Below are 26,337 nucleotides of genomic sequence, written 5' to 3' on the forward strand. Positions count from 1 at the left end.
CTCCTCCCCGTTCGTCGCCTGGCGAACGAGGACGAGGGGCGACCTACCGCGCCGTCAGAATCCGAACATCCCCCGACTTTCCGCGCGGCATCAGCACGGTTCCCTCGCCGATACGTTCGAAGATTAGATCGACTTTCGAGCCCCCGACCCGCAGGTCGGTGACCGCCAGGCGGTCGACGCCGTTCGGCAGGGTGGGGTTGGTGACGGTGACGACGCCGTTCAGCGCATCGACGTCCACGCCCAGCGCCGCCTGAAGCATCAGGAAGGCCGATCCCGCCGCCCAGGCCTGGGGCAGGCAGGCGACCGGATAGGCGATCGGGCCCTCGCCCGGTTCGCGGTCGAAGCCGCAAAACAGTTCGGGCAGGCGCATCTGGAAATGGCTGGCGGCGGTGTAGATCTCGCTGATGATCATGGCCACGGCGTCGCGCTCGCCGTAGCGGGCCATGCCGGCGACGGCCAGGGAGGTGTCGTGAGGCCAGACCGAGCCGTTGTGATAGCTCATCGGATTAAACCGGGCCTGACCCTTGGCCAGGGTGCGCAGACCCCAGCCCGATCGGAACTCGTTCGACAGCATCCGCCGCGTTACCCGCTTGGCCCGCTCCGCCGACGGCAAACCGCTGAACAACAGGTGGCCCGCGTTGGACCCGATCGACCGGACCTGTTCCCCGTCGCCGTCCAGGGCGATGGCGTAGAAGCCCTCGTCCTCCATCCAGAACCTGTCCTCGACCAGGAACCGGACCTCGTGGGCATGGTCTTCCCAGGCCTGGGCGCGGGCGTCGCCGAGACGCGCACCGAGATCGGCCATCGCCAGCCAGGCGGCATAGGCATAGCCCTGGACTTCCAGCAGGGCGATCGGACCCTTGGGGAAGCGGCCGTCGCGGTGGAAGATGGAGTCTTCGGAGTCTTTCCAGCCCTGGTTCGACAGGCCGGTCTCGGCGGCGCGGGCATAGTCGATCAGGCCGTCGCCGTTGCTGTCGCCATAGTCGCGCATCCACTCGGACGCCGCGACCAGATTGGGCCACAGGGTCCGGATCAGCTCCAGGTCTCCGGTACGCCGGGCGTAGGCACCCGCCAGGGCGATGAACAGGCAGGTGGTGTCTACCCCGCCGTAGTAGAGGCCGAACGGCACCTCGTGCAGGGCGCTCATCTCGCCACCCCGGGTCTCGTGCATGATCTTGCCGGGCTGGCTGTCACGGAAGGCGGAGACCTCGGTCGCCTGACGCCGGGCCAGATAGGTCAGGACGCCACGCGCCAGCGACGGATCGAGCCACAGCATCTGCCACGCGCTCAGGATCCCGTCGCGCCCGAACGGGGTCGAGAACCACGGCGTCCCCGCGTAAGGGTAGGGGCCGGTCGGCAGGTCGGTGGTCAGAAGGGCGATGTCGGCGCGGCTCTGGTCGAGCCAGGCGTTGAAAAGGGGGCTGCGAGGGCCGCGAAGGGAGGCGCCGCGCCGCCGCCTCTGACGCATCGACAGCTGGGCCTTAAGCGCATTCTGACGCCAGCGCAGCGCGTCTGGAGCCTCGCAGGCATTGCCGCCGCATTCGATGTAGAGGTCGATCCGCTTGCCCATGGGCAGGCTGAACATGAACTCGGCGCGACTGGCGGTCAGGCGGGCGGGGGGCTCGGAGAAGGACAGGCAACTGGTCCGCTCGACATCGTCCAGACCGGTATAGCGGAAGGTGACGCGGCGACCGTCATGCGTCGGCGTATGCTGGGTCCCGCGCTTCTCGCGCAAAGTGCCCCGCACCTGGAAGATGTCGGCGAAATCGGCCCCGAAATCGAAGGCTAGCGGCAGCAGAACGTCCTCGATGCCGTGGTTGACCACCCGCACCCGCTCGAACATCCGCCGGTCCCACAGGAACCGCCGCCGCTCGATATGCAGCACCCCCGCCGGCGCCGACCGTCCACCCATCGGGGGCAGGGGGCGGTTGGTCAGGTGGGCGGTGAAAAAGACGTTGTCGCGCGACACGCCGCTGCTCAGCCGCGACGGCCGCGCCAGCCCCGCTGACAGGGTCAGGCGCGACAGAATGCGGGTGTCCTGATCGAACAGGCCGTCGGCCCCGCCCTTCAGGTCGCCCCAGGTGTCGGCCACCAGAAAGGTATCGCCGTCCTTCAGCGCCTGGAGCGTATCCAGTCCGCCGCTGTCCGAGGTTTCGGCGGCCGTGGTCTGAACCGAATAGGTATCGTCCATGAGGTCTCTATGCGCGGCTTGGGGACGTTCGAACGTGTCACCCGAATGCGGCGCTTGCGGGCCGCTCAGGTGACGAATGCCCCAGACTGCGAACGGTTCAGCTTGAACCGCTGACGTCGTGTTTCAGGCGACGTTGCCGAAACTGCGTGGCTCATGCAGCGGCGTCACGACGTCATTGACCGGCGACTTGATGACCGGCTGGACCGCCAGCAGGTCATGGTAGACATCGACGTAACGCCTCGCCATCGCCTGGGCCGAGAACCGCAGCTCGAACCGGGCGCGGATGGCTTCGCGATCCAGAAGACCGACCCGGTCCGTCGCCGCGATCGCCTGTTCCATCGTGTCGACGAGGAAGCCGGTCGCGCCGTCCTCGATGACCTCGGTCGTCGAACCACATTTGAACGCAACGACCGGCGTGCCGCAGGCCATGGCCTCGATCATCACCAGACCGAAGGGCTCGGGCCAGTCGATGGGGAACAGCAAGGCCTCGGCACCGCCCAGGAAGTCGGACTTCTGATGATCGCCGATCTCGCCGATGAACTCGATCAGGGGGCTGGATTCGATCAGGGGTTTGATCTTCGTCTCATAATAGACCTTGTCCGCCGCATCGACCTTGGCCGCCATCTTCAGTCGCTTGCCGAGCTTGAGCGCGATCTCGATGGCCCGATCCGGCCGTTTCTCCGGCGAGATACGACCCAGGAAGGCCAGATAGCCCTTCGACGTCGCATGGAATTTGTACTGTTCGGCCGGCATCCCGTGATGCACGGTCGCGCGCCAGTTGGCGAAGGCCAGGGGCCGGCGCTGGTCGTCCGAGATGGACACCAGTCCGTATTCGCCGAACCGCTCATAGACCTCGGGCAGGTCCTTCATGTCGAGCCGCCCGTGCAGGGTGGTCAGGGTCTTGCCGGCGTACTTCCGGAACATCGGAAACTGGATCATGTCGGTGTGGAAATGGACGACGTCGAAATCGTCGATCCGGTCCATGACCTCCGAGAGCATGGTCATGTGAGCCGCCAGGTCGGACTTCAGCGGCGAGGGATCCAGCCGGATCGCCTGATCGCGCACGGGGATCAGCTTCGCCTTGGTGCGCGCATCGGCGCTGGCGAACAAAGTGACCTCATGGCCCAGATCGACCAGGGCGTCCGTCAGATGGGCGACCACCCGTTCGGTCCCCCCGTAAAGCTTCGGAGGAACGGCCTCGTAAAGCGGAGTGACCTGGGCGATCTTCATGGCGGATGTTCCCGACCCGCTTAGCCGGGCCGTAGGGATCAACAGAAAAGTGCGGACAAGGTTCCCCCCGCGAGAGCCAAAATCCGCAACGATATCGGTCGGTTACAGAAGGCGAATTGCGCGGTTGCAGACATTTCTACCTTGTCATTTCACGTCGTGCAGCACGCACCAGCCATTCGCTCTGATTGGGCCGGCAACGACGATGCACTTTCCTGGTGCGTCCGCTTCCTTGCCCGGTCTGAAGAGCCGGCAGCCCGCACACGCTCGACCCTCCCTCGGAACAGGTTGATAGGCCACTGTAAGCTTTGGCTGAAATCCTTCGCTCTGGGCCACTGCCTGCGAGGATATCCCGAATGCTGTTGCACCGGCACCGGTGAACAATTTCCGTCTGCTGATCGTCATCCATGCCTCCCGATTCAAGCTTGACCGTGGAGGAACGTCGTATCGTTCGCCGCAGATGACTCTGCGTCAATATGTCGGTTATTGCATCGCGGCCCGAACCTCGGCCCTCAACGCGTCGATGGAGCGCATTCCCGTGTCCGTCTTGAACTGCCAGTAGGTCCAGCCGTTGCAGGCCGGGGCGTTCTCCAGCAGGGCACCCAGCTTGTGAATCGAGCCGGTGAATTCGCCGGACACCAGCGACCCGTCCGCCCGCACCCGTGCCTGACGATCCCCCTTGGGCCCATACAGGATGTCGCCGGGTGCCAGCATTCCCGCCTCGACCAAGGCCCCGAACGGCACCTTCACCTCGGCCCGCTTGGAGCCCATGACCATCAGGTCTTCGGGGTTGCCGGGGATGACGGCATCGATGCGGGTCCGGGCCACCTTGGCATAGGTCTCGTCGCGCTCGATGCCGATGTATTGACGCCCCAACCGTCTGGCCGCCGCGCCCGTCGTGCCGGTGCCGAAGAAGGGGTCCAGAATGACGTCGCCGGGTTTGGTGGCGGCCAGAATGACCCGGTGCAGCAGGGCCTCGGGCTTCTGGGTCGGATGGGCCTTCTTGCCGTCCTCGCCCTTGATCCTTTCCTCGCCCGTGCAGAGCGGGAAGGTCCAGTCCGAACGCATCTGGGTGTCTTCGTTGAAGGCCTTCAGGGCGTCGTAGTTGAAGGTATAGCGTTTCTGATCCCGCGACTTTGCGGCCCAGATCAGGGTCTCGTGCGCGTTGGTGAACCGCGTGCCCTTGAAATTCGGCATCGGGTTGGACTTGCGCCAGATGATGTCGTTCAGCACCCAGAACCCCAGGTCCTGGATCGCCGCGCCCAGCCGGAAGACGTTGTGATAGCTGCCGATCACCCAGATCGAGCCCTCGTCCTTGAGCACTCGCCGGCACTCCTTCAGCCAGTCGCGGCAGAAGGCGTCATAGGTGGCGAAACTGTCGAACTTGTCCCAGTCGTCGTCGACCGCATCGACCCGGGAGTTATCCGGCCGCAGCAGGTCGCCGCCCAGTTGCAGATTATAGGGCGGATCGGCGAAGACCATGTCGACCGACTTCGACGGTAGTGACCTCAGGATCTCGATGCAGTCGCCGAGGTGGATGATGTCGGTCTTCAGATCGGTCACAGGCAGCCTCGGGGAGAAGAAGCCGTGATGGTGAATCCTTGTGGTTAAGGTGGCGTAACCGGCCGACGCGTCGCTTCGGCCGACCGGAGCCTTTGCGGCCTTCGCCTTGACTTGGCCGCAATAAACGCCCATCTGCCCTGCGTCGCACAATTGCGATCCCCGGTGCGCTCCAGCGCGTGTGGGTCTTCACTCCCCAACGAAGACCTGACTGTAGCAGCGGCCGGCCCTCAAGTTCACTACGCTGCCCGGACACGCGGGGCGGCGCCCGATCCACCCCGAAGGCTCCACTCTGGTGCCCCATCGGGACTGGCGGTGCGCGGCCTTTTCTGGCGTTGAGCCATGGCTGATGCGCGTCGCCGCACGCGAAAGACATCACCTTGACCACCACATTCGAATCCTTTGGTCTGAACAAGGCCCTGCTGCAGGCCCTCACCACCGAGGGCTACACCACCCCCACCCCGATCCAGGCCCAGGCCATTCCGTCAGTCATGCTCGGCAAGGACCTGCTGGGCATCGCCCAGACCGGCACCGGCAAGACGGCGGCCTTTGCGCTTCCGATCCTGCATCGTTTGGCCGAGAACCGCGTCGCGCCTCTGCCGCGCACCACCCGCTGCCTGATCCTGTCGCCCACGCGTGAGCTGGCCAGCCAGATCGCCGAGAGCTTCAAGGCCTATGGCAAACACCTGGGCTTCAAGGTCGCGGTCGTCTTCGGCGGCGTGAAGTACGGCCCCCAGGAACGCGCCATCCAGGCCGGCCTCGACGTCCTCGTCGCCACCCCCGGCCGCCTTCTGGATCACATGCAGCAGAAGACCCTGGACCTGTCGTCGACCGAGATCTTCGTCCTCGACGAGGCTGACCAGATGCTGGACCTCGGCTTCGTCAAGCCGATCCGCCAGATCGTGTCGCGCATCCCGGCCAAGCGCCAGAACCTGTTCTTCTCCGCCACCATGCCCACCGAAATCGGCAAGCTGGCCGGCGAGTTGCTCAAAGAGCCCGTCAAGGTCCAGGTGACGCCTCAGTCGACGACGGTCGAGCGCATCAACCAATCGATCATCCACATCGAACAGGGCAGGAAGCGCGCCCTGCTGACCGAGATGTTCGCCGACGACAAATTCACTCGCGTCCTGGTCTTCACCAAGACCAAGCACGGTGCCGACAAGGTCGCGGCCTATCTGGAAGCCGGTGGCGTCCAGGCCGGCGCCATCCACGGGAACAAGTCCCAGCCCCAGCGTGAACGCACCTTGGCCGCCTTCAAAGCCGGCAAGCTGCGCGTGCTCGTCGCCACCGACATCGCCGCGCGCGGCATCGACGTGGACGGCGTCTCGCACGTCGTGAACTTCGAACTGCCCTTCGTGCCCGAAGCCTATGTCCACCGCATCGGCCGGACGGCCCGCGCGGGCAAGGACGGCTCGGCCGTCAGCTTCTGCGCTGGCGACGAGATGAAGCTGCTCAAGGACATCGAGAAGGTCACTCGCCAGAAGATCCCGGCGTCCGACCGTCGCAACGACAAGTCCCTGGGTCTGCTGGATCAGTCGATCATGGCCGCCGGCGTCGGCACCAAGGCGACCATGCCCGATCGTGAAGAGCGTCCCCGTGGCGAAGGTCGCGGCAATCGGAACCCCCGTCGCGACGGCGTCAAGCCAGCCCACGGCGGTCAGCCCCACCGCCAGCGCAAGCCCGGTCCGGCGCGCGACGGCGCTCGTGACGGCGCACCGCGCGTCCATCACGACCGTCCCCTGGCCTCGACCCAGCCGTTTGACCCCCTGGCCGCCGACCGCGCGCGCTCGGCCGCGGCCGCCAACCGTCCGGTCTCCGAAGCCAAGCCCGACGGCGAGTTCAAGCGCCGCCCCCGTGGCCGTCGTCCCTCCAACGGCGGCAAGGGCTACGCGGCCTAAGGGCCTACGGAACCCATAGTTCGAGTAACGCAGAGCCCGCCCGGTGCGAACCGGGCGGGTTTTTTAGTCAGAGCTGGAGAATCGCCGTCACGCCCCGTTCCCGCAGGGCGTCTGAAAGCGAGACGACAGCGGCGTCGAGAAGCGCCGCATCCCGCCCCCGCACCACCAGGTTCGTCCCGATCTCGCCGTCCGATCCTGCGCCGAACGGATAGGAGCCGAACGACAGTTCGCGCTGGGCCTTTGCCGCGGCCCCCAGCGTCTCGGCGATCGCGCCCTCACCGACGCCAGTGACCCTCAGGGTTCGCGAATGGACGACGGCCCCGGTGCGCAGGCGGGGCGCGACGTCCTCCAGCATGGCCGTCATGATCCTGGGCACTCCCGCCATGACGAAGACGTTTCCGATCTGGAAGCCCGGCGCATCGGTGACCGGATTGGCGATCAGGGTGCCGCCCTCTGGGATACGCGCCATCCGCCGCCGCGCCGCATTGAAGTCGTCGCCATAGCGCCGCGCCAGAATGGCCAGGGCGTCTGGATGTTCGGACAGGGCGACGCCGAACGCTTCGGCCACGCAGTCGGCGGTGATGTCGTCGTGGGTCGGGCCGATGCCGCCGGTGGTGAAGACATAGTCGTGGCTGGCCCTCAGGGTGTCCAGGGCGTCGATGATCTGGGCCGGCACGTCGCCGACGGTGCGCGCCTCCTTCAGGTCGATCCCCAGCGCCGTCACGAACCGGGCGATAGTGTTGAGATTGGTGTCGGCCGTGCGGCCCGACAGAATCTCGTCGCCGATGATCAGGACGGCGGCGGTGGGGCTGGGTTTGGTCATGACCAAACCTACCGCGTCGGGGTCGGACGGCACCAGCGCCCTTGACGCCTCACCCGTGCCGCGCATGATCAGGAGGCACAGGGGAATCCACGCCATGCCGGCCGAGGCGCTCATCGCCGACCAGACTCCGACCGACACCTGGCAATGGTGGGAGGCGCGCCGGCTTCGCTATAACCTCGGCCTCGCCGTGGCGGGTGTCCTGGCCGGAGGGCTGACCGGCCTGGTGATCTGGAGCTTTCGCAATGACCCCTCTCCGGTCGAGGTTCCCTGGCCGGCGATCCTCATCCACGGACTGCTGTATCTCGGGTTCATGGCGGCGGCGAACGCCTGCTACCTGATCGGGGCGTTCAGCGAGAAGCTGCTGACCCCGCGCGACACGGACGCCTATCGCCGCCGGATGTGGCGGCTCGGGTTCGGGTTCTCGATGGCCCTGCCGTTCGCCTATCCGGCCTGGGTCCTGTTCGTGATGATGATGTTAAGCCGGCTTTGAGCGACGCCGCCCCCGCGCCCCTTCCGGCCAAGAGTCGCAACTCCGGCCACCGCGAGCGGCTGCGCGAACGCGCGGCCAAGGGCGGGATCGACGCCCTGCCGGACTATGAACTGCTCGAGATGCTGCTGTTCCGCTCGATCCCGTACAGGGACACCAAGCCGCTCGCCAAGGACCTGCTGGCCCGGTTCGGCAGCCTGGAGGGCATCGGCGCGGCCAGTCACGAGGCCATCGACGCCCAGGTGGCGGAGTCTCTCCAGATCGTGCGCGGCAAGCAATCGCGCGCCACGGCTCTGGACCTCCAGCTGATCTTCGACGCGGCGAGGCGGGTGGCGCGCGAACCGGCGTCCAAGCGCCCGGTCATCTCGTCCTGGACGGCGCTACTGGCCTATGTGCGGGTCGCCCTCCAGCACGAGCCGATCGAACAGTTCCGCGTCCTCTATCTGGATAACCGCAATCAGCTGATCCTCGACGAGGTCCAGAACCGGGGCACCATCGACCATGCCCCCGTCTATCCGCGCGAGGTGATCCGCCGGGCGCTGGAACTGTCGTCGAGGAACATCATCGTGGTCCACAACCACCCGGCCGGCGACCCGACCCCCAGCCGCGCCGACATCGACATGACCCGGCAGATCGTCGCCGCCGGCCATCCGCTGAACGTCAGCGTCCACGACCATCTGATCGTCGGTCGCGACGGCGTGGCCAGCTTCAAGCAACTGGGCCTGATATGAGCGAGATCGTCCGCCGCGCCCTGTTCCTCGCCCCCGGCCTGGCCTTGGCCTCGGCCGTTTCAGCCCAGACGCCGGTCGCGCGTGCCGTCATGGTCTCCACCTGGGATTTCGGACGGGTGGCCAACGCGGCGGGGATCGAGATTCGGCGCGCGCGGGGCTCGGCGCTGGACATGGTCGAGGCGGGCGGTCGGGTTGTCGAGTCCGATCCCGACAACACCTCGGTCGGCATCGGCGGCTATCCGGATCGCGACGGGCGGGTGACGCTGGACGCCTGCATCATGAACTGGAACGGCGACATCGGCGCGGTCTGCGCGCTGGAGGACATCACCCACCCGGTCTCCGTCGCGCGGGCGGTGATGGAGAAGACGCCCCACACCATGCTGGTGGGGGAGGGGGCCCGCCGCTTTGCGCTCGATCAGGCGTTCGAGACCGCCGTCATGCCCTCGCCGAGCGCGGAGGCCGCCTGGCGCGAATGGTTGAAGACCTCGACCTATGCCCCGGTCAGCAATCGCGAGAACACCGAGTGGCGCTCGATGCCGGGCGGGCCGGGCAATCACGACACCATCGGCCTGCTGGCCATCGGTCTGGACGGCCATATGGCCGGGGCCTGCACCACCTCGGGTCTGGCCTTCAAGATGCGCGGCCGGGTCGGCGACAGCCCGATCATCGGCGCGGGCCTTTTTGTCGATGACGAGGTCGGGGCTGCGACGGCCACCGGGGTCGGAGAGGACGTCGTTCGCGTCGCCGGGTCCCATGCCGTAGTCGAGGCCATGCGTCAGGGAAAATCCCCGACCGAGGCGTGCCGCAGCGTGATCGAACGTCTGGCCCGGTTGCGCGGCACGGCCGTCGCCGACCATCAGGTCGCTTTCCTGGCCCTGTCGAAACAGGGCGAGTGGGGCGGCTGGGCGCTCCAGCCCGGTTTCACCTTCGCCGTCACCGATGCGTCGGGTGCGACACGCGTCGAGCGCGCCGGTTCGTTGTTCGAGGCCCGATGACCCTTCCCATCCTCACCACCGAGCGGCTGATCCTGACGCCTGTAGCCCTGGCGGATTTCGACGACCTGATGGCCCTGTGGAGCGACCCCGTCTTCACCCAGGTCATCGCCCATCGCGGCGCGATGTCGGAGGAAGAGGTCTGGTTCCGCCTGCTGCGCGACATCGGCCACTGGCAGGCCCTGGGCTTCGGCAACTGGGCCCTGCGCCAGAAGACGGACGGGGCCTATGTCGGCAGCGTCGGGGTGCTCGACTATCGCCGGGGCTGCACGCCGCCACTGGACGCGCCCGAACTCGGCTGGGGCGTCGGGTCGGCGTTTCAGGGCCAGGGGCTGGCGCGCGAGGGGCTGGACGCTGCCCTGGCCTGGGCGGACGATAGCCTGAAGGCCCCGCGCACCGTCTGCATGATCAACCCCGACAACGCCCCGTCGCTGAAACTGGCCGAACGGACAGGCTTCAGGCCCTATGCGGAGGGGGTGTACTACGAGCGGCCCGTCATCCTCTTGGAGCGGCTTCGGACGAGCGCAAAGTGACAGCTCAGCTCGTCATCGAATTTCTGATTGCTTTCGCCTTCTTGGTTCTCGGAGATTTCCGGCTCTGGCAACACTTCAACGGCCAATCCCGTCGGTTGTGGCAGGTATCAGAGAGTGTTGGCGACCGGCCGACACCGGCCTATCGTGTCACTTGGGCCCGAGCAGCGGTCATGGCGTTCCTCGCTGGACTGCTGTTGGGAACATTCGCAGCGCAAGATCGATGGGTTCAAGTCATGCTGGCGGTGCTCATCATCTCTGGCGGCGTAGGTTGGTTGGTCATGTTGAACCGGTGTTACGGCGCTGCACTCCGGGAACGATCTGGCGGGTAGCCTTGGTGGCCACGTGCGCCGTACGCCGTCCATTAAGGTTTATGCGCCACTCTGAGCGGTGAACCGTCGCGACGAGACCGCCCCTCCATGCCCATGTCCGCCGAAACGCTGCACGCCCATCTGGCCGAGGCCTTTCCCGACGCCGAGATCGCCATCGACGATCTGGCCGGGGACGGCGACCATTATCGTGCGCGCATCGTCTCGACCGCCTTCGCCGGTATGCCCCGGGTCCGCCAGCATCAGCTCGTCTATGCGGCCCTGAAGGGCCAGATGGGCGGGGCCCTGCACGCCCTCGCGCTCGAAACCTCTGCTCCAACTGGAAGCTGATCCATGCGTTACCGCCCCTTCGGCACCACGGGCGCCTCGATCTCGACCGTGACCCTCAGCCTGGGTCTGGACGCCATCTCGCGCGGGCCTGACGCGGCCGCCGCCCTGATCTATGCGGGGCTGGAGGCGGGCATCAACGCCTACTGCCTGCAAAGCGCCGACCCGGTCCTGGCCGAATGCGTCGGTCAGGCCCTGTCCAGCGTCGATCGCAAGCTGCTGAACGTCAGCCTGACGCTCGGGCGCGGCGACGGCCGTCGCAACAGCCAGCGCGACTTCTCGGCCGAGGGCATGACCCACGCCATCGACCGGGCCCTGCACATCTCGGGTCTCGGCTGGATCGACATGGCCCTGCTGGAACAGCCCGAAGAGAATGAGCTGCCCCAGTCCTCGCTGAATGCGCTCAAGGCCCTGCGCGCCACCGAACGTGTCCGCTATCTGGGCGTCTCGGGCGACGGCGAGGTCATGGACGCATATGTCTCGACCGGGGCCTTCGACGTCCTGGCCACCCCCTATCACGTCGATTCCGAGTGGCGGGTGCGCAGCCGGATCCGCGCCGCCAAGGAACAGGATATGGCCGTCTTCGCCTATGGCTATTTCCCCGAGACCATCGCCACCCCCAAAAAGGCCGCCTCACTGCACCAGCCGAAAAAGGGTCTGTTCGGTTTCGGCTCGGGTCGCCCCAAGAACGATCCCCTGGCCGGCGCGGGCACCTTCGCCTTCCTGCACCAGACCCCGGGCTGGGACGCCGAGTCGATCTCTCTGGCCCACGTCATGACCGATCCCGCGATCTGCAGCGTGATGATCGAGGCGCGCGACGAGGCCCGGATCGCCGTCCTGGCCACCGTTCCCGATCGCGACATGCCGCCCGGCCTGTCGGCCCAGATCGAGATGGCCCGCGTCGGCGCGGCCAGACAGGTCGCCTGATCACGCTCCGGTCACCTTGGCCCGTCGGCCTTGACCGGCCGGGGCATCGTCCCTAGCTGACGGGCGAACCCGAAAGGCTCCTCCCGTGACCGACCAAGCTGTTGCCGCCGATCCCGTCCACGACTTCATCGCCTCGACCGTCAGGGACCACGAGGTCGTGCTGTTCATGAAGGGCACGCCGGATGCGCCGCGTTGCGGCTTCTCGTCCCTGGCCGTTCAGATCCTGGATCAGGTCGGCGCGCCCTTCGTCGGCGTTGATGTTCTTCAGGACGACGCCCTGCGCGACGGCATCAAGGCCTTCACCGACTGGCCCACCATCCCCCAGCTTTATGTGAAGGGCGAGTTCGTCGGCGGATCGGACATCGTGCGCGAGATGTTCCAGGCCGGTGAACTGCACGCCCTGATGGCCGAGAAGGGCGTGGCGCTCGGTCAGGACTGACCTTGGCCCGGCCCATCCTCGAACCGCGTCCGGACCGCGAGGTCTTCACCGTCCTGCTGGACCTGCTGCCCGAGCACATCGACGCCAACGGCCACGTCAACAACGTCGTCTATGTCGGCTGGCTCCAGGACGCGGGCACCGCCCACTGGAACGCCCGCTTCGATGCGGAGACGCGCGCCCGCTGGTCCTGGGTCGCCCTTCGGCACGAGATCGACTATCTGCGCGCCCTCATGCCGGACGCGACCGCCGTTGCTCGCACCTGGGTCGGCGACCCGCAGGGGCCGCGCTTCAACCGCTATGTCCGCATCGAGGACGGCGAGGGCCGGCTGTGCGCGCAGGGGCTGTCGGAATGGTGCCTGGTGGATGCCGTCACCATGCGGCCGACCCGCATCCCGGCGACCATGCTGCCGACCTTTGAGGCGCGCTGACGCCCGGCAATAGTCAGTCGGCCCAAAGCTTCACTGTATTCAGCCGGGCTGATGGACGTTGGCGCAATAAAACGCGCGCAAGTGCGCGACGCGTGTTAAGGTTTCATCCTGATCGAATGATCGTCTGGGGCGATCTTCGCGTTTCCTCGAAATCTCGGCCGGGTATGGCTCTCGCTCCGCGAGCCTCCGGATCACCTGAAGGGTCAGCCATGGCTGCCCACCCGCCGCTGCATCCCGATGGTCCGCTCAGCCTCGCGCTGGCCGTTGTGGGATCCTCGACGGCCCCGCTGCTGCTTCTTGACCAGTCCCTGAAGGTCATCGCCGCCAGCACGTCCTTCTGTCGTACGTTCGACATCGACCCGGATCGGATCGTCGATCGCTTCCTGGGCGAGATCGGAATCGGCGAATGGAACAGGCCCCAACTGCGGGTGCTGCTTGAGGCCACAGCCGACGGTGACGCCGCCATCGACGCCTATGAGATGGATTTGAAGGGCCCACGCCAGGGCGTTCGCAAACTGGTCATCAACGCCCAGCGGCTCGTCTATTCCGATACCGATCCTGTCCGCCTGCTGTTGACGATCCAGGATGTCACCGATGCGCGCGCCGACAGCCAACTGCGTGACGACCTGCTGCGCGAGAAGGCCGTCCTGTTGCAGGAGCTTCAGCACCGTGTCGCCAACAGCCTGCAGATCATCGCCAGCGTCATCCTGCAAAGCGCCAAGAAGACCACCTCCGACGAGACCAGACTGCATCTGACAGACGCCCACAGTCGCGTCATGTCGGTCGCCGCCCTGCAACAGCAACTCGCGACCTCTCGCCTCGGTGAGGTCGAGCTGGCCCCATACTTCATCCAACTGTGCAAGAGCATCGGCGCCTCGATGATCCACGACCCGACCCGCCTGTCGCTGAGGGTCGAGGCCGATGAGAGCTCCACGACCGCCGACGTCTCCGTCAGCCTGGGCCTGATCGTGACCGAACTGGTCATCAACGCCCTGAAGCATGCCTTTCCCGGCGGACGCAGCGGCACGATCGTGGTCGGCTATTCCAGCCATGGTCCCAACTGGACCCTGACGGTTCGCGACGACGGCGTCGGCATGCCCAAGGACGCGGCCAGTGCCACCCCGGGTCTGGGTACCAGTATCGTCGAGGCTCTGGGCAAACAGCTTCACGCCCGGATTCAGGTCGAGAGCCCCGGCCACGGCACAATGGTGTCGGTGATCCACAGTCAGCTGGAGGCGGTCCAGAACCCCTCGCTCAGCGCGAGTGGGACGCCTTAGGTCTGCGGCAGCTGATAGGGGTTGTTGACCGACACCCGCGATCCCGGCGTCAGTCCCAGTTCCTGATACGACCACTGGACCTCGAACCCGTCGTCGAGCGGGGTCTTGCAGCGATCCTCGGAGATGCGGCGCAGGGTGATGACCGAGGCGTCGCCGTGGGTCTCGACCACCGGCGTCAGGTCGTCCTTGGTGGTGCAGCCGTTCGACGACACCCAGAACACCGCGACATTGTTGACCAGGGCGGCGGCGTGGATAGGCTCCAACTGGCCGGGCATGGGGGGCTGTGTCGCCACCTGGACGTCGTCCGGTCCGAACGGCAGGCCTGACGGCAAGGCGGCGCACCCGGCCGTCAGCGATGCGATCGCAATCAACGCGACGACGATGCGTTTCATTCCAGCCTCCCGCCGGATCCCGAACCCTGACACATAGTGCGCCTGTTCGCGCGCCAAGGGAACTGACGGTTCCGTAATCCTTCCCCAAAGGAAAAGGCCCCGGGTTTCCCCGGGGCCTTCTTCGATTTTGATCCCGTCCCGGCTCAAGTAGCGCGAAGCGCGGTAGCCGGAACAGGAAAGCGAACTGATCGCGGAGCGATCAGGAGCTGTAGTATTCCACGACCAGGTTCGGCTCCATCTTCACCGCGAAGGGCACATCGGCCAGTTCGGGGAAGCGGATGAAGCGGACCGAGAAGCCACGGTCGCCGAGTTCGATATAGTCGGGGATGTCGCGCTCGCCGGACTGCTGGGCTTCGAGCACCAGCGCCATGTTGCGGGACTTTTCCTTGACCTCGACGACGTCGCCCGGCTTCACGGAATAGGAGGCGATGTTCACCTTCTTGCCGTTGACGGTGACGTGGCCGTGGTTGACGAACTGGCGCGCGGCCCAGGGGGTCGGCACGAATTTGGCGCGATAGACGATGGCGTCCAGGCGGGCTTCCAGCAGGCCGATCAGGGTCTCGGAGGTATTGCCCTTGCGGCGCGCGGCCTCGTCATAGGTCTTGCGGAACTGCTTTTCCGTCAGGTTGGCATAGTAGCCCTTGAGCTTCTGCTTGGCCTTCAGTTGCAGGCCGAAGTCGGAGACCTTGGACTTGCGGCGCTGGCCGTGCTGGCCGGGGCCGTACGAACGCTTGTTGACGGGGGACTTGGCACGACCCCACAGGTTTTCACCCATGGCCCGGTCGATCTTGTACTTGGCGCTGTGGCGCTTGGACATACGTATCTCTTCTTCAGTGATGCGGCCCGGCCTTCCCGAAAGTGGGAGGGCGATCTCAACGGCGGTCCACGCATCGTCCGTAGTGTCTTCGCGCGTTCAGCCATAAGGCCGACGCGGGAAAGGCGGGCTTATGACGGCCCGCCCTCCTTGAGTCAACGCCCATCGGGCCCTGGGTCGTCTAAGACGCCATCGAAACCGGACCGTCGAGGTCTTCGATCTGGTCGTCGGTGGACAGGACGGCCTCGGCGAGATCGGCGTGTTCCGCCTCGCGCTGGGGGCGCCCCAGCAGATAGCCCTGGACCTCGTCGCAGCCCTGATCGCGCAGGAAGGCCAGTTGCTCTCGCGTCTCGACGCCTTCGGCCAGGACGGGGATCTCCAGACCGGCCCCCAGCGCCAGCACCGCGCGAATGATGGCCCGGGACTGCGGGCTGTCGTTCAACGCCGACATGAAGGACCGGTCTAGCTTGATCTTGTCGAACGGGAAGGCGCGCAGGGTCGATAGCGACGAATAGCCCGTGCCGAAGTCGTCCATCGCCACCGACACGCCCAGCATCTTGAGCTGGCGCAGGACATGGGTCGTGCGATCCAGATCCTCGATCATCGCCGTCTCGGTGATCTCCAGCTCCAGCAGCGACGGCTTCAGGCCCGTCTCGATCAGGATCTGATGGACCAGCCGGGGCAGGTCGGTATGGGCCAGTTGTACGGCCGACAGATTGACCGCGATCTTGTGCGGTTCGGGCCAGCTTGCCGCCTCGCCACAGGCCCGTCTCAGCACCCATTCGCCGATCGGCAGGATCAGCCCCGTCTCTTCGGCCAGGGGGATGAAATTGTCCGGCGGAATGAAGGACCCGTCGGCCTGTCGCCAGCGCAGCAGGACCTCGTAGCCCGTCACCTTGCCGGTCTCGAGCGATCCCTGGACCTGATAGTGAAGCTCGAACTGGTCGTTATCCAGGGCCTCGCGCAGGCTCTGGGTCAGGCGGCGGCGGTTGCGGACCGCCTCGTCCATCGCCTCCTCATAGAAGCAGATCGGCCGAAGCAGCGACCCCTTGGCCCGGTACATGGCCAGGTCTGCGTCGTTGATCAGGCTGGAGGCATCGGCGGCGTCGTCGGGATACAGCGCGATGCCGATGGCGGCACCGCAGCCGACCTGGGCATGCTCGATCTCGGTCGGAACCATGATCGCGTCCCGCAGCCGTTCCGCCGCCGCCAGGGCACCGTCACGCCCGACGCCACCGACCAGGACGACGAACTCGTCGCCACCCTGCCGGGCCACGAACTCGGTTTCCGTCAGCGCATCGCGCATCTGGTTGGCGACGTGGATCAGCAACCGGTCGCCGGCCGCGTGGCCATACAGATCGTTGACCTCCTTGAAGCGGTTCAGGTCGATGGCCAGCAGGGCCAGGGTCTCGCCGGGATTTAGGGTCGCGATGCTGCGTTCCAGCTTCTCCAGGAAGGACGTGCGGTTGGGCAGGCCGGTCAGGCTGTCGTTGCGCGCCAGGTGGCTGATACGACGTTCCTGGGCCAGACGCGCGCGCAAGTCTCGCACGGCGAAGATCAGGGCCTGGCCACCATCGCCCGTCTCCTGTCGGATCGCGATCTCGACCGGAATGGATTCCTGACCCGGCCGGATCAGATAGCTCTGGATCAGGACGTCCTTTTCCATCGTGGCGGCGCCGTCGATCAGGCTTCCGATCGGCCATCCCTCGAGCACCTCCGGGGAGATGCCGCAAAGCGTGGTCAGGGCGGAGTTGACGTTGATGATCCTGCCGTGGCGAACCACCACCATGCCGTCGACCGACCCTTCCATGAGGTCCTTCAGTCTGCCGCGGTTCTGCAATGCCATCTGGGTGTCGATCACATGGGTGGCCACGCTGATCCCCAGGACCAGGAAGGCGACCCCGGCCACGCCCAGCGCCATCAGGGCCGAGGCACCGTCCGCCGTAGTGGCACCGGCGACCGGTGCGAAGGGCAGGATGGTCATGGCCGCCATGCCGGTAAAATGCAGGCTGACGATGCACAGCACCAAGGCGCCGGCGGCCCAGGCCTGGCCCTTCAAACCCGCTTCGCGGCTGGCCAGGATCCATGCGATCGACCCGATCACGAGCGCCGCGATCCCGGAGGCCACCAGATAGGCGGCGGACCACAGCACCTGGGCGTCGACCGCGAAGGCTGACATTCCGGCATAGTGCATGGTGGTGACGGTGGCGCCGAAGATGGCCCCGGCGACGGCGGGCGCGAAGCGGTTCTGGATGGCACCTACGGCCAGGGCGATGGTGCAGCCCAGGACCGCGATCCCCAGGGACACGCCCGTCATGATGGGTTCGTAGGTGACCGTCACGCCGGGCTGATAGGCCATCATGGCGACGAAATGGGTACACCAGATGGTGGCGCCCGAGGCGACGGCACCCAGGAAGAGCCAGGCCATCTTCTGGCCCCGGCTGCGGCTTCGGACCCGTTGTGCCAGCCGAACCGTGGTCCAGGCCCCTACGATGCAGATCGCGGCAGCGAGCAGGACAAGGACTAAATTATGGTCTTCGACGAGGCAGGTATAAATACGCATCTTGGCCGGTACAATGTTCGCTACCTGTCAAGACTAGACGAAAGGCGTTAATAGAACGCCGCCACATCGGCTGATGTGACGGCGTTATACTGCAAATCCTACAGATCAACCAAAAGTTGTTCTGTATATCCGTTCAATTAAGCTTTGGCTGCCGTAAACCGTTCATTGACCTTGTTCCAGTTCACGATCGGCCAGAAGGCCCCCAGGAAGGCTGGGCGCTTGTTCTGGTAGTCGAGGTAGTAGGCGTGTTCCCAGACGTCGTTGACCAGCAGGGGCGTTCCCTTGTCGGGGTTGATGTCCATCAGGGAGTTGTCCTGGTTCGGCGTGTTGATGACCTTCAGCTTGCCGTCCTTCAGGATCAGCCAGGCCCAGCCCGAACCGAACTGGGTCACCCCGGCCTGTTCGAACGCGGTCTTGAACGCGTCCATCCCGCCCAGGTCGGCGTCGATGGCCGCGGCCAGCTCGGGCGAGGGTTCGCCGGTCTCACCCTGGGGTGCCATGCTCTCCCAGTAGAAGATGTGGTTCCAGTAACCGCCGCCATTGTTGCGCACGGCCTTGGGGAATTTCGAGATCTCGGCGAAGACCTCCTCCAGCGACTTGCCGTCGGCCTCGGCCAGGCCGTCCAGCGCCTTGTTCAGGTTGTCGGTATAGGCCTGATGGTGCTTGTCGTGGTGGAACTCCAGCGTCGTTTTGGAGATGATCGGCTCCAGCGCGTCGTGGGCATAGGGCAGGGGGGGCAGTTCATAGGCCATGGGGAGGCTCCGTCAGGACAAGGTTGCGACGGGCTGCATCTAGGCAACCCACCTGCCGGACCCAAGCCGGAGGCCGCGTTTTCGTTCCTCTTGCGAGTCGTTCGCTAGCCTGCGGGCAGATTGGCTTTCAGACAGTCCCGAATCTGGCGTTTCAGAGTCCCGGACGAATTCAGGAAGTCGGCTCCGTCGGCGTCCAGCACCGCCTTCACCGCCGCGTCGAGCCCGTCCGGCAGGGCCGCCATCACCCGCTTCTGACCCTTGTCATGCAGACAGTAACCCAGCTCCTTGCACAGCGCGCCGAACATCCCGGCGTGGCGGTCCAGCTCGCTGTCGGCGTCGGTCATGATGAGGCTTTCAGGCGTTCGGCGTGGAAGGCGACGTGGTCGGCGATGAAGCTGGCCATGAAGAAATACGAATGGTCATAGCCCGGCTGCATCCGCAGGGTCAGCGTCTGGCCCGCGATCCGCGCCGCCTCGGTCAGCAGTTCCGGCTTCAGCTGGTCGGCCAGGAACCCGTCCGCGTCGCCCTGGTCCACCAGGATGTCGTCGAACCGCCCCTTTGCGGCACCGCTCTCGATCAACAGGGCGGCGTCATGCCCGGCCCAGACGGAGCGATCGTCGCCGAGGTAAGCCCCGAATGCCTTCTGACCCCACTCACACCGCGTCGGGGATGCGATCGGTGCAAAGGCCGAGACCGAGCGGAACAGGTCCGGGTGGCGCAGCGCCAGCGTCAGGGCCCCGTGCCCGCCCATCGAATGGCCGCTGATCCCGCGCACGCCCGTCGTCGGGAACTCGGCGTCGATCAGGGCGATCAGGTCGCGGGTGACATAGGTCTCCATGTTGAAATGCGGCACCCACGGCTCGCGCACCGCATCGACATAGAACCCCGCCCCCTGACCCAGGTCATAGGCCTCATCGTCGGCGACCTCCCCGCCCTTGCTCGAAGGCCCCCGTGGTGAGGTGTCCGGCGCGACGATCATCACCCCATGCTCGGCCGCCGACCGATAGGCCCCGGCCTTGGTCGTGAAGTTGTCCTCGGTGCAGGTCAGGCCCGACAGCCAGATCAGGACAGGGAAGGGGCCCTCACCCGGCGGCGTGAACACCGACAGGGTCATCGGCGTGCCCGTCGCCGCACTGTCGTGACGCAGGTAGCGCAGGGTGCCGCCGTGGACGGTGTGGGTCTTCAGAGTTTCCACTTTTACCCCAGCCGATGCATCGCACAGACCTTGTTGCCCGCCGGGTCGCGCAGATAGGCCAGGTGCAGCTTGCCGAAGGTGCCGTCGCGAAGGCCGGGCGGGTCCTCGATGGCCGTGCCGCCGTGGGCCAGGCCCGCAGCGTGGAAGGCGTCGGCCGCCTCGATCGAGGCGGCGACGAAGCCGATGGTGCCGCCGTTCGCGCAACTGGCGGGACCGCCGTCGATCGGTCTGGAAATGGCGAACAATCCCTTGTCGGTTCGCCACCAGACCCGGCCCTTCGGATCCAGCGTCCCCGGCCGGACGCCCAGGGCACCCAAGGCCGCGTCATAGAAGGCCTTTGACGCCTCGATGTCGTCGGCCCCGACCATGATGTGGCTGAACATCGGCTCTCTCCCTTATTCTTCCGGCGTGTTGAAGCACGGTTTCATGACCACCGTATCGGCGATTTCGCGCGCGCGCGAGGCGATCTCAGGCGGAGTGTCGGCGGTGATCCAGGCATGGACCTCGTTGGACCAGCCGTCGCATTGCTGGTTCCAGAAATACTCGACCGTCAGATCGCCGACCTTGCGCTCCTGACGCCCCGCCGCATGGCGATCGGTGACCCAGTCCCCGACATTGGCCGACCAGCCTTCGTACAGGTTCAGCCCAACGACCCCATCGACACTGACCCGGTACAGATCGAAATCCAGGATCTCCCGCCGCGTCAACGTCGCATCAGCGGGCAGTTCGAGGGCGAAATTGTAGGCGGCGGTCGAAGGCCTATAGCCGTCCGCGTCGGCGGTCGCGGCCTGGGGCGGCGTTGACAGGAGCGCAATGGCGAGGCCGACCGCGATCATCGGGATTGTCCGCCCACCAAAGTCACTTTGGCGACTCGTTGAGCTTCACGACAACGAGCGCACTCCATGGCGTTCCACCTTGAGCATAGGTTTGCGTCAGCAAGATCGGTCGAACATAGCGCTCGTAGTTCTCTGTGAAATCGCCACGAAGCAATCGGGCGTCCTTGACTGTGCCGTCCTCACCGACGGTGAGTTCCCAGACCCCGCAACCCGCCGGACTGCTGCTGCTTTCAAAGATCGGCGCAGAGGAGGTCTCACCGGCGCTGACCCTTCTGATGCTGGCGTTGGCCATACGCACCTGCTCATCTGCATCTAGCTCGCAGGCGCCGCCAGAGAACAAGGCTGAGAGAGCGAGCGCGGTAAGCATCAGAACACCACAACCGACCGGATGCTCTCCCCCGCGTGCATCAGGTCGAAGGCCTCGTTGATCCGTTCCAGCGGCAGGGTGTGGGTGATCATCGGGTCGATCTCGATCTTGCCGTCCATGTACCAGTCGACGATCCTCGGCGTATCCGTCCGTCCGCGCGCGCCGCCGAAGGCCGAGCCGCGCCAGACGCGGCCGGTGACCAGCTGGAACGGCCGGGTGGCGATCTCCTTGCCCGCCTCGGCCACCCCGATGACGATGCTCTCGCCCCAGCCCCGGTGACAGGCCTCCAGCGCCTGACGCATGACCACGGTGTTGCCCGTGCAGTCGAAGGTATAGTCCGCTCCGCCACCGGTCAGCTCGACCAGATGGGCCACGACGTCGCTCACATCCTTCGGATTGACGAAATGGGTCATGCCGAAGCGGCGGCCCCATTCCTCCTTGGCCGGGTTCAGATCGACGCCGACGATCATGTCGGCCCCGACCATCTTCAGCCCCTGGATGACGTTCAGCCCGATCCCGCCCAGGCCGAAGACCACGGCGTTTGCACCCGGCTCGACCTTGGCCGTATTGACCACCGCGCCCACGCCGGTCGTCACGCCGCACCCGACGTAGCAGGCGCTCGCGAACGGCGCGTCCTTGCGGATCTTGGCCAGGGCGATCTCGGGCAGGACCGTATAGTTCGAGAAGGTCGAACAACCCATGTAGTGGGCGATCGCCTGTCCCTTGTAGCTGAAGCGTGACGTGCCGTCGGGCATCATCCCCTTGCCCTGGGTGGCGCGGATGGCCGTACACAGGTTGGTCTTGCGGCTGAGGCAGGATTTACACTGGCGGCACTCCGGCGTGTACAGCGGGATCACGTGATCGCCGACCGCCACGCTCGTCACGCCCGGCCCCACCTCGACCACCACGCCCGCGCCTTCATGGCCCAGGATGCTTGGGAAGATGCCCTCGGAATCGAGCCCGTCCAGCGTGTAGGCGTCGGTGTGACAGATGCCCGTCGCCTTGATCTCGACCAGCACCTCGCCGGCGCGCGGCCCTTCCAGATCGACCTCGACGATCTCGAGCGGACGTTTGGCCTCGAAGGCGACGGCGGCGCGGGTTTTCATGGGCGATCCTCGTGTGACTCGGGCCTCTTGTAGCGAGCCGTGAGCCGGGTCGAAAGAACCGGCGCTAGAAACCGTCACAGTCGGACGCGATGACGGTCTCATGACCCATCGCAATATCGTTGTTCTGACCGGTGCCGGCATCTCGGCAGAATCGGGCGTGCCCACCTTTAGGGGTGCCGACGGCCTGTGGGAGGGCCACCGGTTCGAGGATGTGGCGACGCCTGAAGCCTTCGCGCGCGATCCAGAGCTGGTCCAGCGGTTCTACAATCTCCGCCGCGCCGCCCTTTCGACGGTCCAGCCCAACGCCGCCCACCATGCCCTGGCCGAGCTCGCCGCGCGGTGGGAGGGGGACTTCCTGCTGGTGACCCAGAACGTCGACGATCTGCACGACCGGGCCCACGCCGACCCACTGCCCGGCATGGGGTTCGAGCTGATCCACATGCATGGCGAGTTGCTGAAGGGACGCTGCACCCGCACGGGCCTGGTTAGCGACTGGCCCGGCGACATGGCCGCCCACGAGCCCTCGCCCGATCACCCTGATGGCTGGATGCGGCCGCACATCGTCTGGTTCGGTGAAATGCCGCTGCACATGGACCGGATCGAGCGGGCGCTGGCCGCCTGCGACCTGTTCGTCTCGATCGGGACGTCTGGCGCGGTCTATCCAGCGGCGGGGTTCGTCGATCTGGCGCGCAGGGCCGGCGCGCGGACGGTCGAAATCAACCTGGAACCCAGCCTCGGGGCTGGGCTGTTCGACGAGGGTCTTTATGGGCCGGCGACGGAGGTCGTGCCGGGATTTTTCGCAGCGCTCTAGTCTTTCCCGGCCTTTTCGCGCGCCAGCCGTTCCAGCACCCTGCCGCGTCCCTTCGAGAGCGCCGTGATCACCCCACGGAAGGTCGCCACCTCCTGCGCCGAAAACGCGGCCCGGCCCAGCATGACGCGCAGGTTCTGGCTCATGGAGCGGAACTTCTCGGGCGGATGGAAGAAGCCGGCGGCGTCGAGTTCCTTCTCCAGATGCTCGTACATCCCCAGGGTCAGCGCACCGTCCGCCGGAGGATCGCCCTCGCGGAAGTTCGGCGGTGGGGCGTCCAGAACGAGCGTGCGCCACTCATATGCGTTGATCGCCACCGCTTGGGCCAGGTTCAGGCTCTGATGCCGGGGGTCGATGGGGATGGTGACGATGCCGTGGCACAGGGCGATGTCGGTGGTCTCCAGCCCCGCCCGCTCGGCCCCGAACAGCAGGCCGATCTCCAAACCCGAGGCCCGGTCGTCGTACAGGACCCGCGACGCTTCACGCGGGGTGCGCACCGGCTGGCGGGTCTCGCGCGGGCGGGCCGTGGTGGCGAAGACGGTGTTCAGGTCGGCGACGGCATCGGCGACACCTTCGAACACCTGTGCCCCTTCTAGCACCCAGTCCGCTCCCGATGCGGTGGCCCAAGCGCGTTCCTGAGGCCAGCCGTCGCGCGGGCTGACCAGCCGCAGTCGGTCCAGCCCGAAATTGGCCATCACCCGCGCCACCGCGCCGATGTTCTCAGCCATCTGGGGCCGGTCGAGGATGATGATCGGTGGGGTCACGCCAGCGCCGCCCTCAACGCCCCCAGATGCGCCTCATAGTTCCGCCACCGCCCCGACGACTTGCGATACAGCGGCTGGCGGATCTGCCAGACGCTGGCGGTGCGCACCGCCCCGCCGGCCTTGTGGAAGTCCAGCACGGCCTCCTCCCAATCCAGACCAAGGTGGGCCAGCACCCGTTCGATCTGGGGCCTCGGATCGGCGACCAGGGCGTCGTAGTCGACGGTCAGGATGTCCGGATACAGTGCCTTCCAGTGCGCCATCAGCCGATCGTGCTGTTTCAGCCAGTGGGCGATGTCGGACAGGTCCGTCGCATGGGCCATCGACCGGTCCAGATGCAGGAACAGGTTGGACAGACAGACGTCCATGGGATCGCGCACTGTGTGGATGATCCGCGCATCCGGGAACATCGCCTTGATCAGCCCGACGTGCAGGAAGTTGTCGGGCCGCTTGTCCGTGACCAGCCCGTCTCCCGGCCGCGCGGCCCGCAGGCCCTCCAGATAAGTCTCTCTCCATCCCTGGACCGTTTCCGTGGATGCCTCCGCCACGGCCTCCGGATAGGGCGCGATCCCCGCCACCACACGCGGCAGCAAGGCCAGTTCGCCGCCCGAGATCACCCCGGAGTGGGCGGCCAGAATACGCTCGACCAGGGTCGATCCCGACCGGAACATCCCCAGGATGAAGACCGGCGTACCCGTCGAACCGACGGCCTCGGCCGGGGCCGCGTAGGTCGCGACCGACCGGTCGACGAAGGCTTCCTGCGCCGCCCGGTTGTAGCGGGCTCCCGTCGCCGCACGGCTGGCGGCATTGGCGTCGGCATAGGCGGCGAAGGCCTCGTCGTAGGCCTCGACCTCGTCCAGTGCCCGACCGAGTGCGAAGCCGAGCTCGGCCCGGTCAGCCGGACTTGCGCCAGGTGCCGACATCGCCGCCCGAAGTTGCCCGATCAAGGGATCGGCCGCGTCAGTGAACCGTGTCGCATTGGCCAGCCGCGCCAGGGCAAGCGGTGCCTCGGGCGGCGAGGCGACGGCCAGCGCGCGGGCGTAGGCCGCCCGCGCCGCATCCCGCTCGCCCTTGTCCTCATGCAGATTGCCGAGATTCAGCAGGGCGGACAGATAGTCCGGGTCAATCGCCAGCGCCCGATCCAGTTCGAGTTGCGCCGCCTCGGCCTGACCCAGGTCGTCGGAATAGATCACCGCCCGGTTCAGATGGACCTCCTCCGGGCCCCGGATGCGGCGATCCAGCGCCTGCTGATACGACGCCAGAGCCTGGGCCGGCCGCCCGGCCTGCCGCTGCATCAGGGCCAGGTTGAACCAGGTGTCGGGCAGGTCCGGCTGGATCGCCAGCAGGGCGGCATAGGCGTCGGCCGCCTCGCCCGCCCGTCCGGCCGCGCGGTGGCCTTGCGCCTCCCGCAACAGGATTTCGGCTTCTGCGCTCAACCGATCAGTCCTCGCCGATCATGGAGATCCACGGATCGGCCGTCCCCGCCTCGACCTCGGCGACCTTGACGGCGGGCCAGCCGATGGAGGCCTCGCCCGACGCGGCCCAGGCCGCCACCAGCATGTCGCGCAGTTCCGCCGCGCCGGCACTCAGCCGCTGGTTGACGAACTCGGCGCCGCGCGGATCGGTCTCGACGAACACGCCGGCCTTCTCCAGCCGATAGAAGGGGATCACCGTGCCGAGCGTGCTCTTCATATATCCGACGACGCGGGCCTTCATCTGGAACGGCTCGGTTGCCGGTGCCGACATGGCCGCCTCGACCTGGTCCAGACGCGCGACCCGGCGCGTGAAGGCGCCCTCGAACAGGCTATGGGTCTGGCGCGAGTTGGTGAAGCCCTCGGGGTTCGGGAACGGCCCCCAGCCATTGTAGTGGATCGACAGGTGATGCGGTTGCGATCCGTCCCCGACATAGTGGGACAGCACCCCGATGTCGCGCAGCGTCAGGGCCTCGCGCCGTACCCGGTCCTCGCGATACCAGGCGCGCCTGGCCGGATCGGTCTCGCGCTGCTCCATGGCGTAGACGACGCGCCAGCCGGCCAGATCGCGCACCACCTGCTGCCAGCCGTCCATGATCGCATAGGGCAGATAGCCCGCGTCATTGACCTTGATCCCGGCGGCCAGAAGCTGCGCGTCATATTCGGACTTCAGCTCGGGCAGGGCGTCGATCGACATCCCAGCCGCGTTCATCACATGACCATTGTCGTCCAGATCGACGAAATGCGCCGTGTCGCGTTCCCGGTCGTGCGGCTGGCCCGCGCCCTTCCAGCGATCGGGCTCGCGCGACAGTTCGCCGACGTCGGCGATATTGCCGGGATCGCGCAGAAAGGCGGGCAGGGTCTCGGGCAGGGCCCGCATCGCCGCCACCCCGATCAGCCGGTGCCCGGTCGACCCCCAGGCCGAGACCTGCACGGCCGATCCGGCCAGGACCGCGACGCAGGCGGTGGCGAGGGCGAGGCGTTTCGTCAGGCGTTTCATGGCGACCGTCCGGGGAGGTGAGGTGTGGTCTGCGCGGTTAAAACCATGCCGCGACGCCGTCTATCGGTTTCTTGCACGCCGGGGTTCGCACCGCCGCTTGACGGT

28 protein-coding genes are annotated in these 26,337 nt (G+C 66.4%); 11 read left to right on the forward strand and 17 right to left on the reverse strand.

The window, feature by feature from the left end; translation table 11 throughout:
- Positions 1-43: 43 nt before the first annotated feature.
- From O5K39_RS08085 to O5K39_RS08095, 3 genes are all read right to left on the reverse strand, one after another.
- Positions 44-2,191: an amylo-alpha-1,6-glucosidase gene (locus O5K39_RS08085; protein WP_271146762.1), complete on the reverse strand. Its 2,148-nt coding sequence runs from the start codon at positions 2,189-2,191 to the stop codon at positions 44-46.
- Positions 2,192-2,314: 123 nt separating this feature from the next.
- Complete coding sequence (locus O5K39_RS08090; RefSeq protein WP_271146763.1) at positions 2,315-3,421, reverse strand: glycosyltransferase family 4 protein; 1,107 nt, start codon at positions 3,419-3,421, stop codon at positions 2,315-2,317.
- Positions 3,422-3,901: 480 nt separating this feature from the next.
- A complete protein-coding gene (locus tag O5K39_RS08095) occupies positions 3,902-4,981 on the reverse strand; it encodes a site-specific DNA-methyltransferase (protein ID WP_271146764.1) in 1,080 nt (359 codons plus the stop codon).
- A 377-nt stretch (positions 4,982-5,358) separates the two neighbouring features.
- On the opposite strand from O5K39_RS08095, the gene O5K39_RS08100 reads away from it, so the two are divergent.
- Positions 5,359-6,876: a DEAD/DEAH box helicase gene (locus tag O5K39_RS08100; protein WP_271146765.1), complete on the forward strand. Its 1,518-nt coding sequence runs from the start codon at positions 5,359-5,361 to the stop codon at positions 6,874-6,876.
- Between the two features lie 67 nt (positions 6,877-6,943).
- Here O5K39_RS08100 and O5K39_RS08105 read toward each other — a convergent pair whose 3' ends face one another.
- Positions 6,944-7,699, reverse strand: coding sequence for a competence/damage-inducible protein A (locus tag O5K39_RS08105; protein WP_271146766.1), 756 nt, complete (start codon positions 7,697-7,699; stop codon positions 6,944-6,946).
- Between O5K39_RS08105 and O5K39_RS08110 the strand changes: the two genes are divergently transcribed.
- The 9 genes from O5K39_RS08110 to O5K39_RS08150 all read left to right on the forward strand — a co-directional run bounded on the left by O5K39_RS08110 (position 7,698) and on the right by O5K39_RS08150 (position 14,166).
- Complete coding sequence (locus O5K39_RS08110; protein WP_271146767.1) at positions 7,698-8,189, forward strand: hypothetical protein; 492 nt, start codon at positions 7,698-7,700, stop codon at positions 8,187-8,189. The genes O5K39_RS08105 and O5K39_RS08110 overlap by 2 nt on opposite strands.
- Positions 8,186-8,917 (forward strand): DNA repair protein RadC, encoded by a 732-nt coding sequence (gene radC / locus O5K39_RS08115; RefSeq protein ID WP_271146768.1) that lies wholly within the window; start codon positions 8,186-8,188, stop codon positions 8,915-8,917. Before O5K39_RS08110 ends, radC begins: the two co-directional genes overlap by 4 nt.
- Positions 8,914-9,912, forward strand: coding sequence for a N(4)-(beta-N-acetylglucosaminyl)-L-asparaginase (locus O5K39_RS08120; RefSeq protein WP_271146769.1), 999 nt, complete (start codon positions 8,914-8,916; stop codon positions 9,910-9,912). The genes radC and O5K39_RS08120 overlap by 4 nt, the downstream gene beginning before the upstream one ends.
- Positions 9,909-10,442: a GNAT family N-acetyltransferase gene (locus tag O5K39_RS08125; protein ID WP_271146770.1), complete on the forward strand. Its 534-nt coding sequence runs from the start codon at positions 9,909-9,911 to the stop codon at positions 10,440-10,442. The genes O5K39_RS08120 and O5K39_RS08125 overlap by 4 nt, the downstream gene beginning before the upstream one ends.
- A 416-nt stretch (positions 10,443-10,858) precedes the next feature.
- Positions 10,859-11,098 carry a BolA family transcriptional regulator gene (locus O5K39_RS08130; protein ID WP_271146771.1) on the forward strand — a complete coding sequence of 80 codons (240 nt, stop codon included), beginning with the start codon at positions 10,859-10,861 and terminating at the stop codon, positions 11,096-11,098.
- Positions 11,099-11,101: 3 nt separating this feature from the next.
- The gene (locus tag O5K39_RS08135) at positions 11,102-12,022 is read left to right on the forward strand and encodes an oxidoreductase (RefSeq protein WP_271146772.1); all 921 of its coding nucleotides are present in this window, start codon (positions 11,102-11,104) and stop codon (positions 12,020-12,022) included.
- A gap of 85 nt (positions 12,023-12,107) precedes the next feature.
- Positions 12,108-12,461, forward strand: coding sequence for a Grx4 family monothiol glutaredoxin (grxD, locus tag O5K39_RS08140; protein ID WP_271146773.1), 354 nt, complete (start codon positions 12,108-12,110; stop codon positions 12,459-12,461).
- Between the two features lie 2 nt (positions 12,462-12,463).
- Positions 12,464-12,889 (forward strand): thioesterase family protein, encoded by a 426-nt coding sequence (locus tag O5K39_RS08145; RefSeq protein WP_271146774.1) that lies wholly within the window; start codon positions 12,464-12,466, stop codon positions 12,887-12,889.
- Positions 12,890-13,098: 209 nt separating this feature from the next.
- Positions 13,099-14,166: a histidine kinase dimerization/phosphoacceptor domain -containing protein gene (locus tag O5K39_RS08150; protein ID WP_271146775.1), complete on the forward strand. Its 1,068-nt coding sequence runs from the start codon at positions 13,099-13,101 to the stop codon at positions 14,164-14,166.
- On the opposite strand, the gene O5K39_RS08155 is transcribed toward O5K39_RS08150, so the two are convergent.
- The 10 genes from O5K39_RS08155 to O5K39_RS08200 all read right to left on the reverse strand — a co-directional run bounded on the left by O5K39_RS08155 (position 14,163) and on the right by O5K39_RS08200 (position 22,191).
- Complete coding sequence (locus O5K39_RS08155) at positions 14,163-14,558, reverse strand: hypothetical protein (protein ID WP_271146776.1); 396 nt, start codon at positions 14,556-14,558, stop codon at positions 14,163-14,165. The two genes, O5K39_RS08150 and O5K39_RS08155, sit on opposite strands and share 4 nt — an antisense overlap.
- Positions 14,559-14,757: 199 nt before the next feature.
- Positions 14,758-15,375 (reverse strand): 30S ribosomal protein S4, encoded by a 618-nt coding sequence (gene rpsD, locus O5K39_RS08160; protein ID WP_271146777.1) that lies wholly within the window; start codon positions 15,373-15,375, stop codon positions 14,758-14,760.
- A 178-nt stretch (positions 15,376-15,553) separates the two neighbouring features.
- Positions 15,554-17,935 carry an EAL domain-containing protein gene (locus O5K39_RS08165; protein ID WP_271146778.1) on the reverse strand — a complete coding sequence of 794 codons (2,382 nt, stop codon included), beginning with the start codon at positions 17,933-17,935 and terminating at the stop codon, positions 15,554-15,556.
- Between the two features lie 137 nt (positions 17,936-18,072).
- Positions 18,073-18,687: a superoxide dismutase gene (locus O5K39_RS08170; protein ID WP_271146779.1), complete on the reverse strand. Its 615-nt coding sequence runs from the start codon at positions 18,685-18,687 to the stop codon at positions 18,073-18,075.
- A gap of 104 nt (positions 18,688-18,791) precedes the next feature.
- Positions 18,792-19,031: a hypothetical protein gene (locus O5K39_RS08175; protein WP_271146780.1), complete on the reverse strand. Its 240-nt coding sequence runs from the start codon at positions 19,029-19,031 to the stop codon at positions 18,792-18,794.
- On the reverse strand, positions 19,028-19,882 hold the full coding sequence (gene fghA / locus O5K39_RS08180) for an S-formylglutathione hydrolase (RefSeq protein ID WP_271146781.1): 855 nt from the start codon (positions 19,880-19,882) through the stop codon (positions 19,028-19,030). The genes O5K39_RS08175 and fghA overlap by 4 nt, the downstream gene beginning before the upstream one ends.
- A 2-nt stretch (positions 19,883-19,884) precedes the next feature.
- Complete coding sequence (locus O5K39_RS08185; protein ID WP_271146782.1) at positions 19,885-20,265, reverse strand: VOC family protein; 381 nt, start codon at positions 20,263-20,265, stop codon at positions 19,885-19,887.
- A 12-nt stretch (positions 20,266-20,277) separates the two neighbouring features.
- Positions 20,278-20,718, reverse strand: a complete 441-nt coding sequence (locus O5K39_RS08190) for a hypothetical protein (RefSeq protein ID WP_271146783.1) — start codon at positions 20,716-20,718, stop codon at positions 20,278-20,280.
- 22 nt (positions 20,719-20,740) lie between these two features.
- On the reverse strand, positions 20,741-21,085 hold the full coding sequence (locus tag O5K39_RS08195; RefSeq protein ID WP_271146784.1) for a hypothetical protein: 345 nt from the start codon (positions 21,083-21,085) through the stop codon (positions 20,741-20,743).
- Positions 21,085-22,191 (reverse strand): S-(hydroxymethyl)glutathione dehydrogenase/class III alcohol dehydrogenase, encoded by a 1,107-nt coding sequence (locus O5K39_RS08200; protein WP_271146785.1) that lies wholly within the window; start codon positions 22,189-22,191, stop codon positions 21,085-21,087. Before O5K39_RS08200 ends, O5K39_RS08195 begins: the two co-directional genes overlap by 1 nt.
- A 100-nt stretch (positions 22,192-22,291) precedes the next feature.
- On the opposite strand from O5K39_RS08200, the gene O5K39_RS08205 reads away from it, so the two are divergent.
- Complete coding sequence (locus O5K39_RS08205; RefSeq protein ID WP_271146786.1) at positions 22,292-23,002, forward strand: NAD-dependent deacylase; 711 nt, start codon at positions 22,292-22,294, stop codon at positions 23,000-23,002.
- Here the strand turns inward: O5K39_RS08205 and O5K39_RS08210 are convergent.
- Genes O5K39_RS08210 through O5K39_RS08220 form a run of 3 tightly spaced genes read right to left on the reverse strand, consistent with a single transcriptional unit; the run spans position 22,999 to position 26,232 of the window.
- Positions 22,999-23,763, reverse strand: a complete 765-nt coding sequence (locus tag O5K39_RS08210) for an RNA methyltransferase (RefSeq protein WP_271146787.1) — start codon at positions 23,761-23,763, stop codon at positions 22,999-23,001. The two genes, O5K39_RS08205 and O5K39_RS08210, sit on opposite strands and share 4 nt — an antisense overlap.
- Positions 23,760-25,196 (reverse strand): sulfotransferase, encoded by a 1,437-nt coding sequence (locus O5K39_RS08215; protein ID WP_271146788.1) that lies wholly within the window; start codon positions 25,194-25,196, stop codon positions 23,760-23,762. Before O5K39_RS08215 ends, O5K39_RS08210 begins: the two co-directional genes overlap by 4 nt.
- 4 nt (positions 25,197-25,200) lie before the next feature.
- Complete coding sequence (locus tag O5K39_RS08220; protein WP_271146789.1) at positions 25,201-26,232, reverse strand: S1/P1 Nuclease; 1,032 nt, start codon at positions 26,230-26,232, stop codon at positions 25,201-25,203.
- Positions 26,233-26,337 lie beyond the last annotated feature (105 nt).

Origin of the sequence: Brevundimonas sp. NIBR10 (assembly GCF_027912515.1) — a bacterium.
Taxonomy (GTDB): domain Bacteria; phylum Pseudomonadota; class Alphaproteobacteria; order Caulobacterales; family Caulobacteraceae; genus Brevundimonas.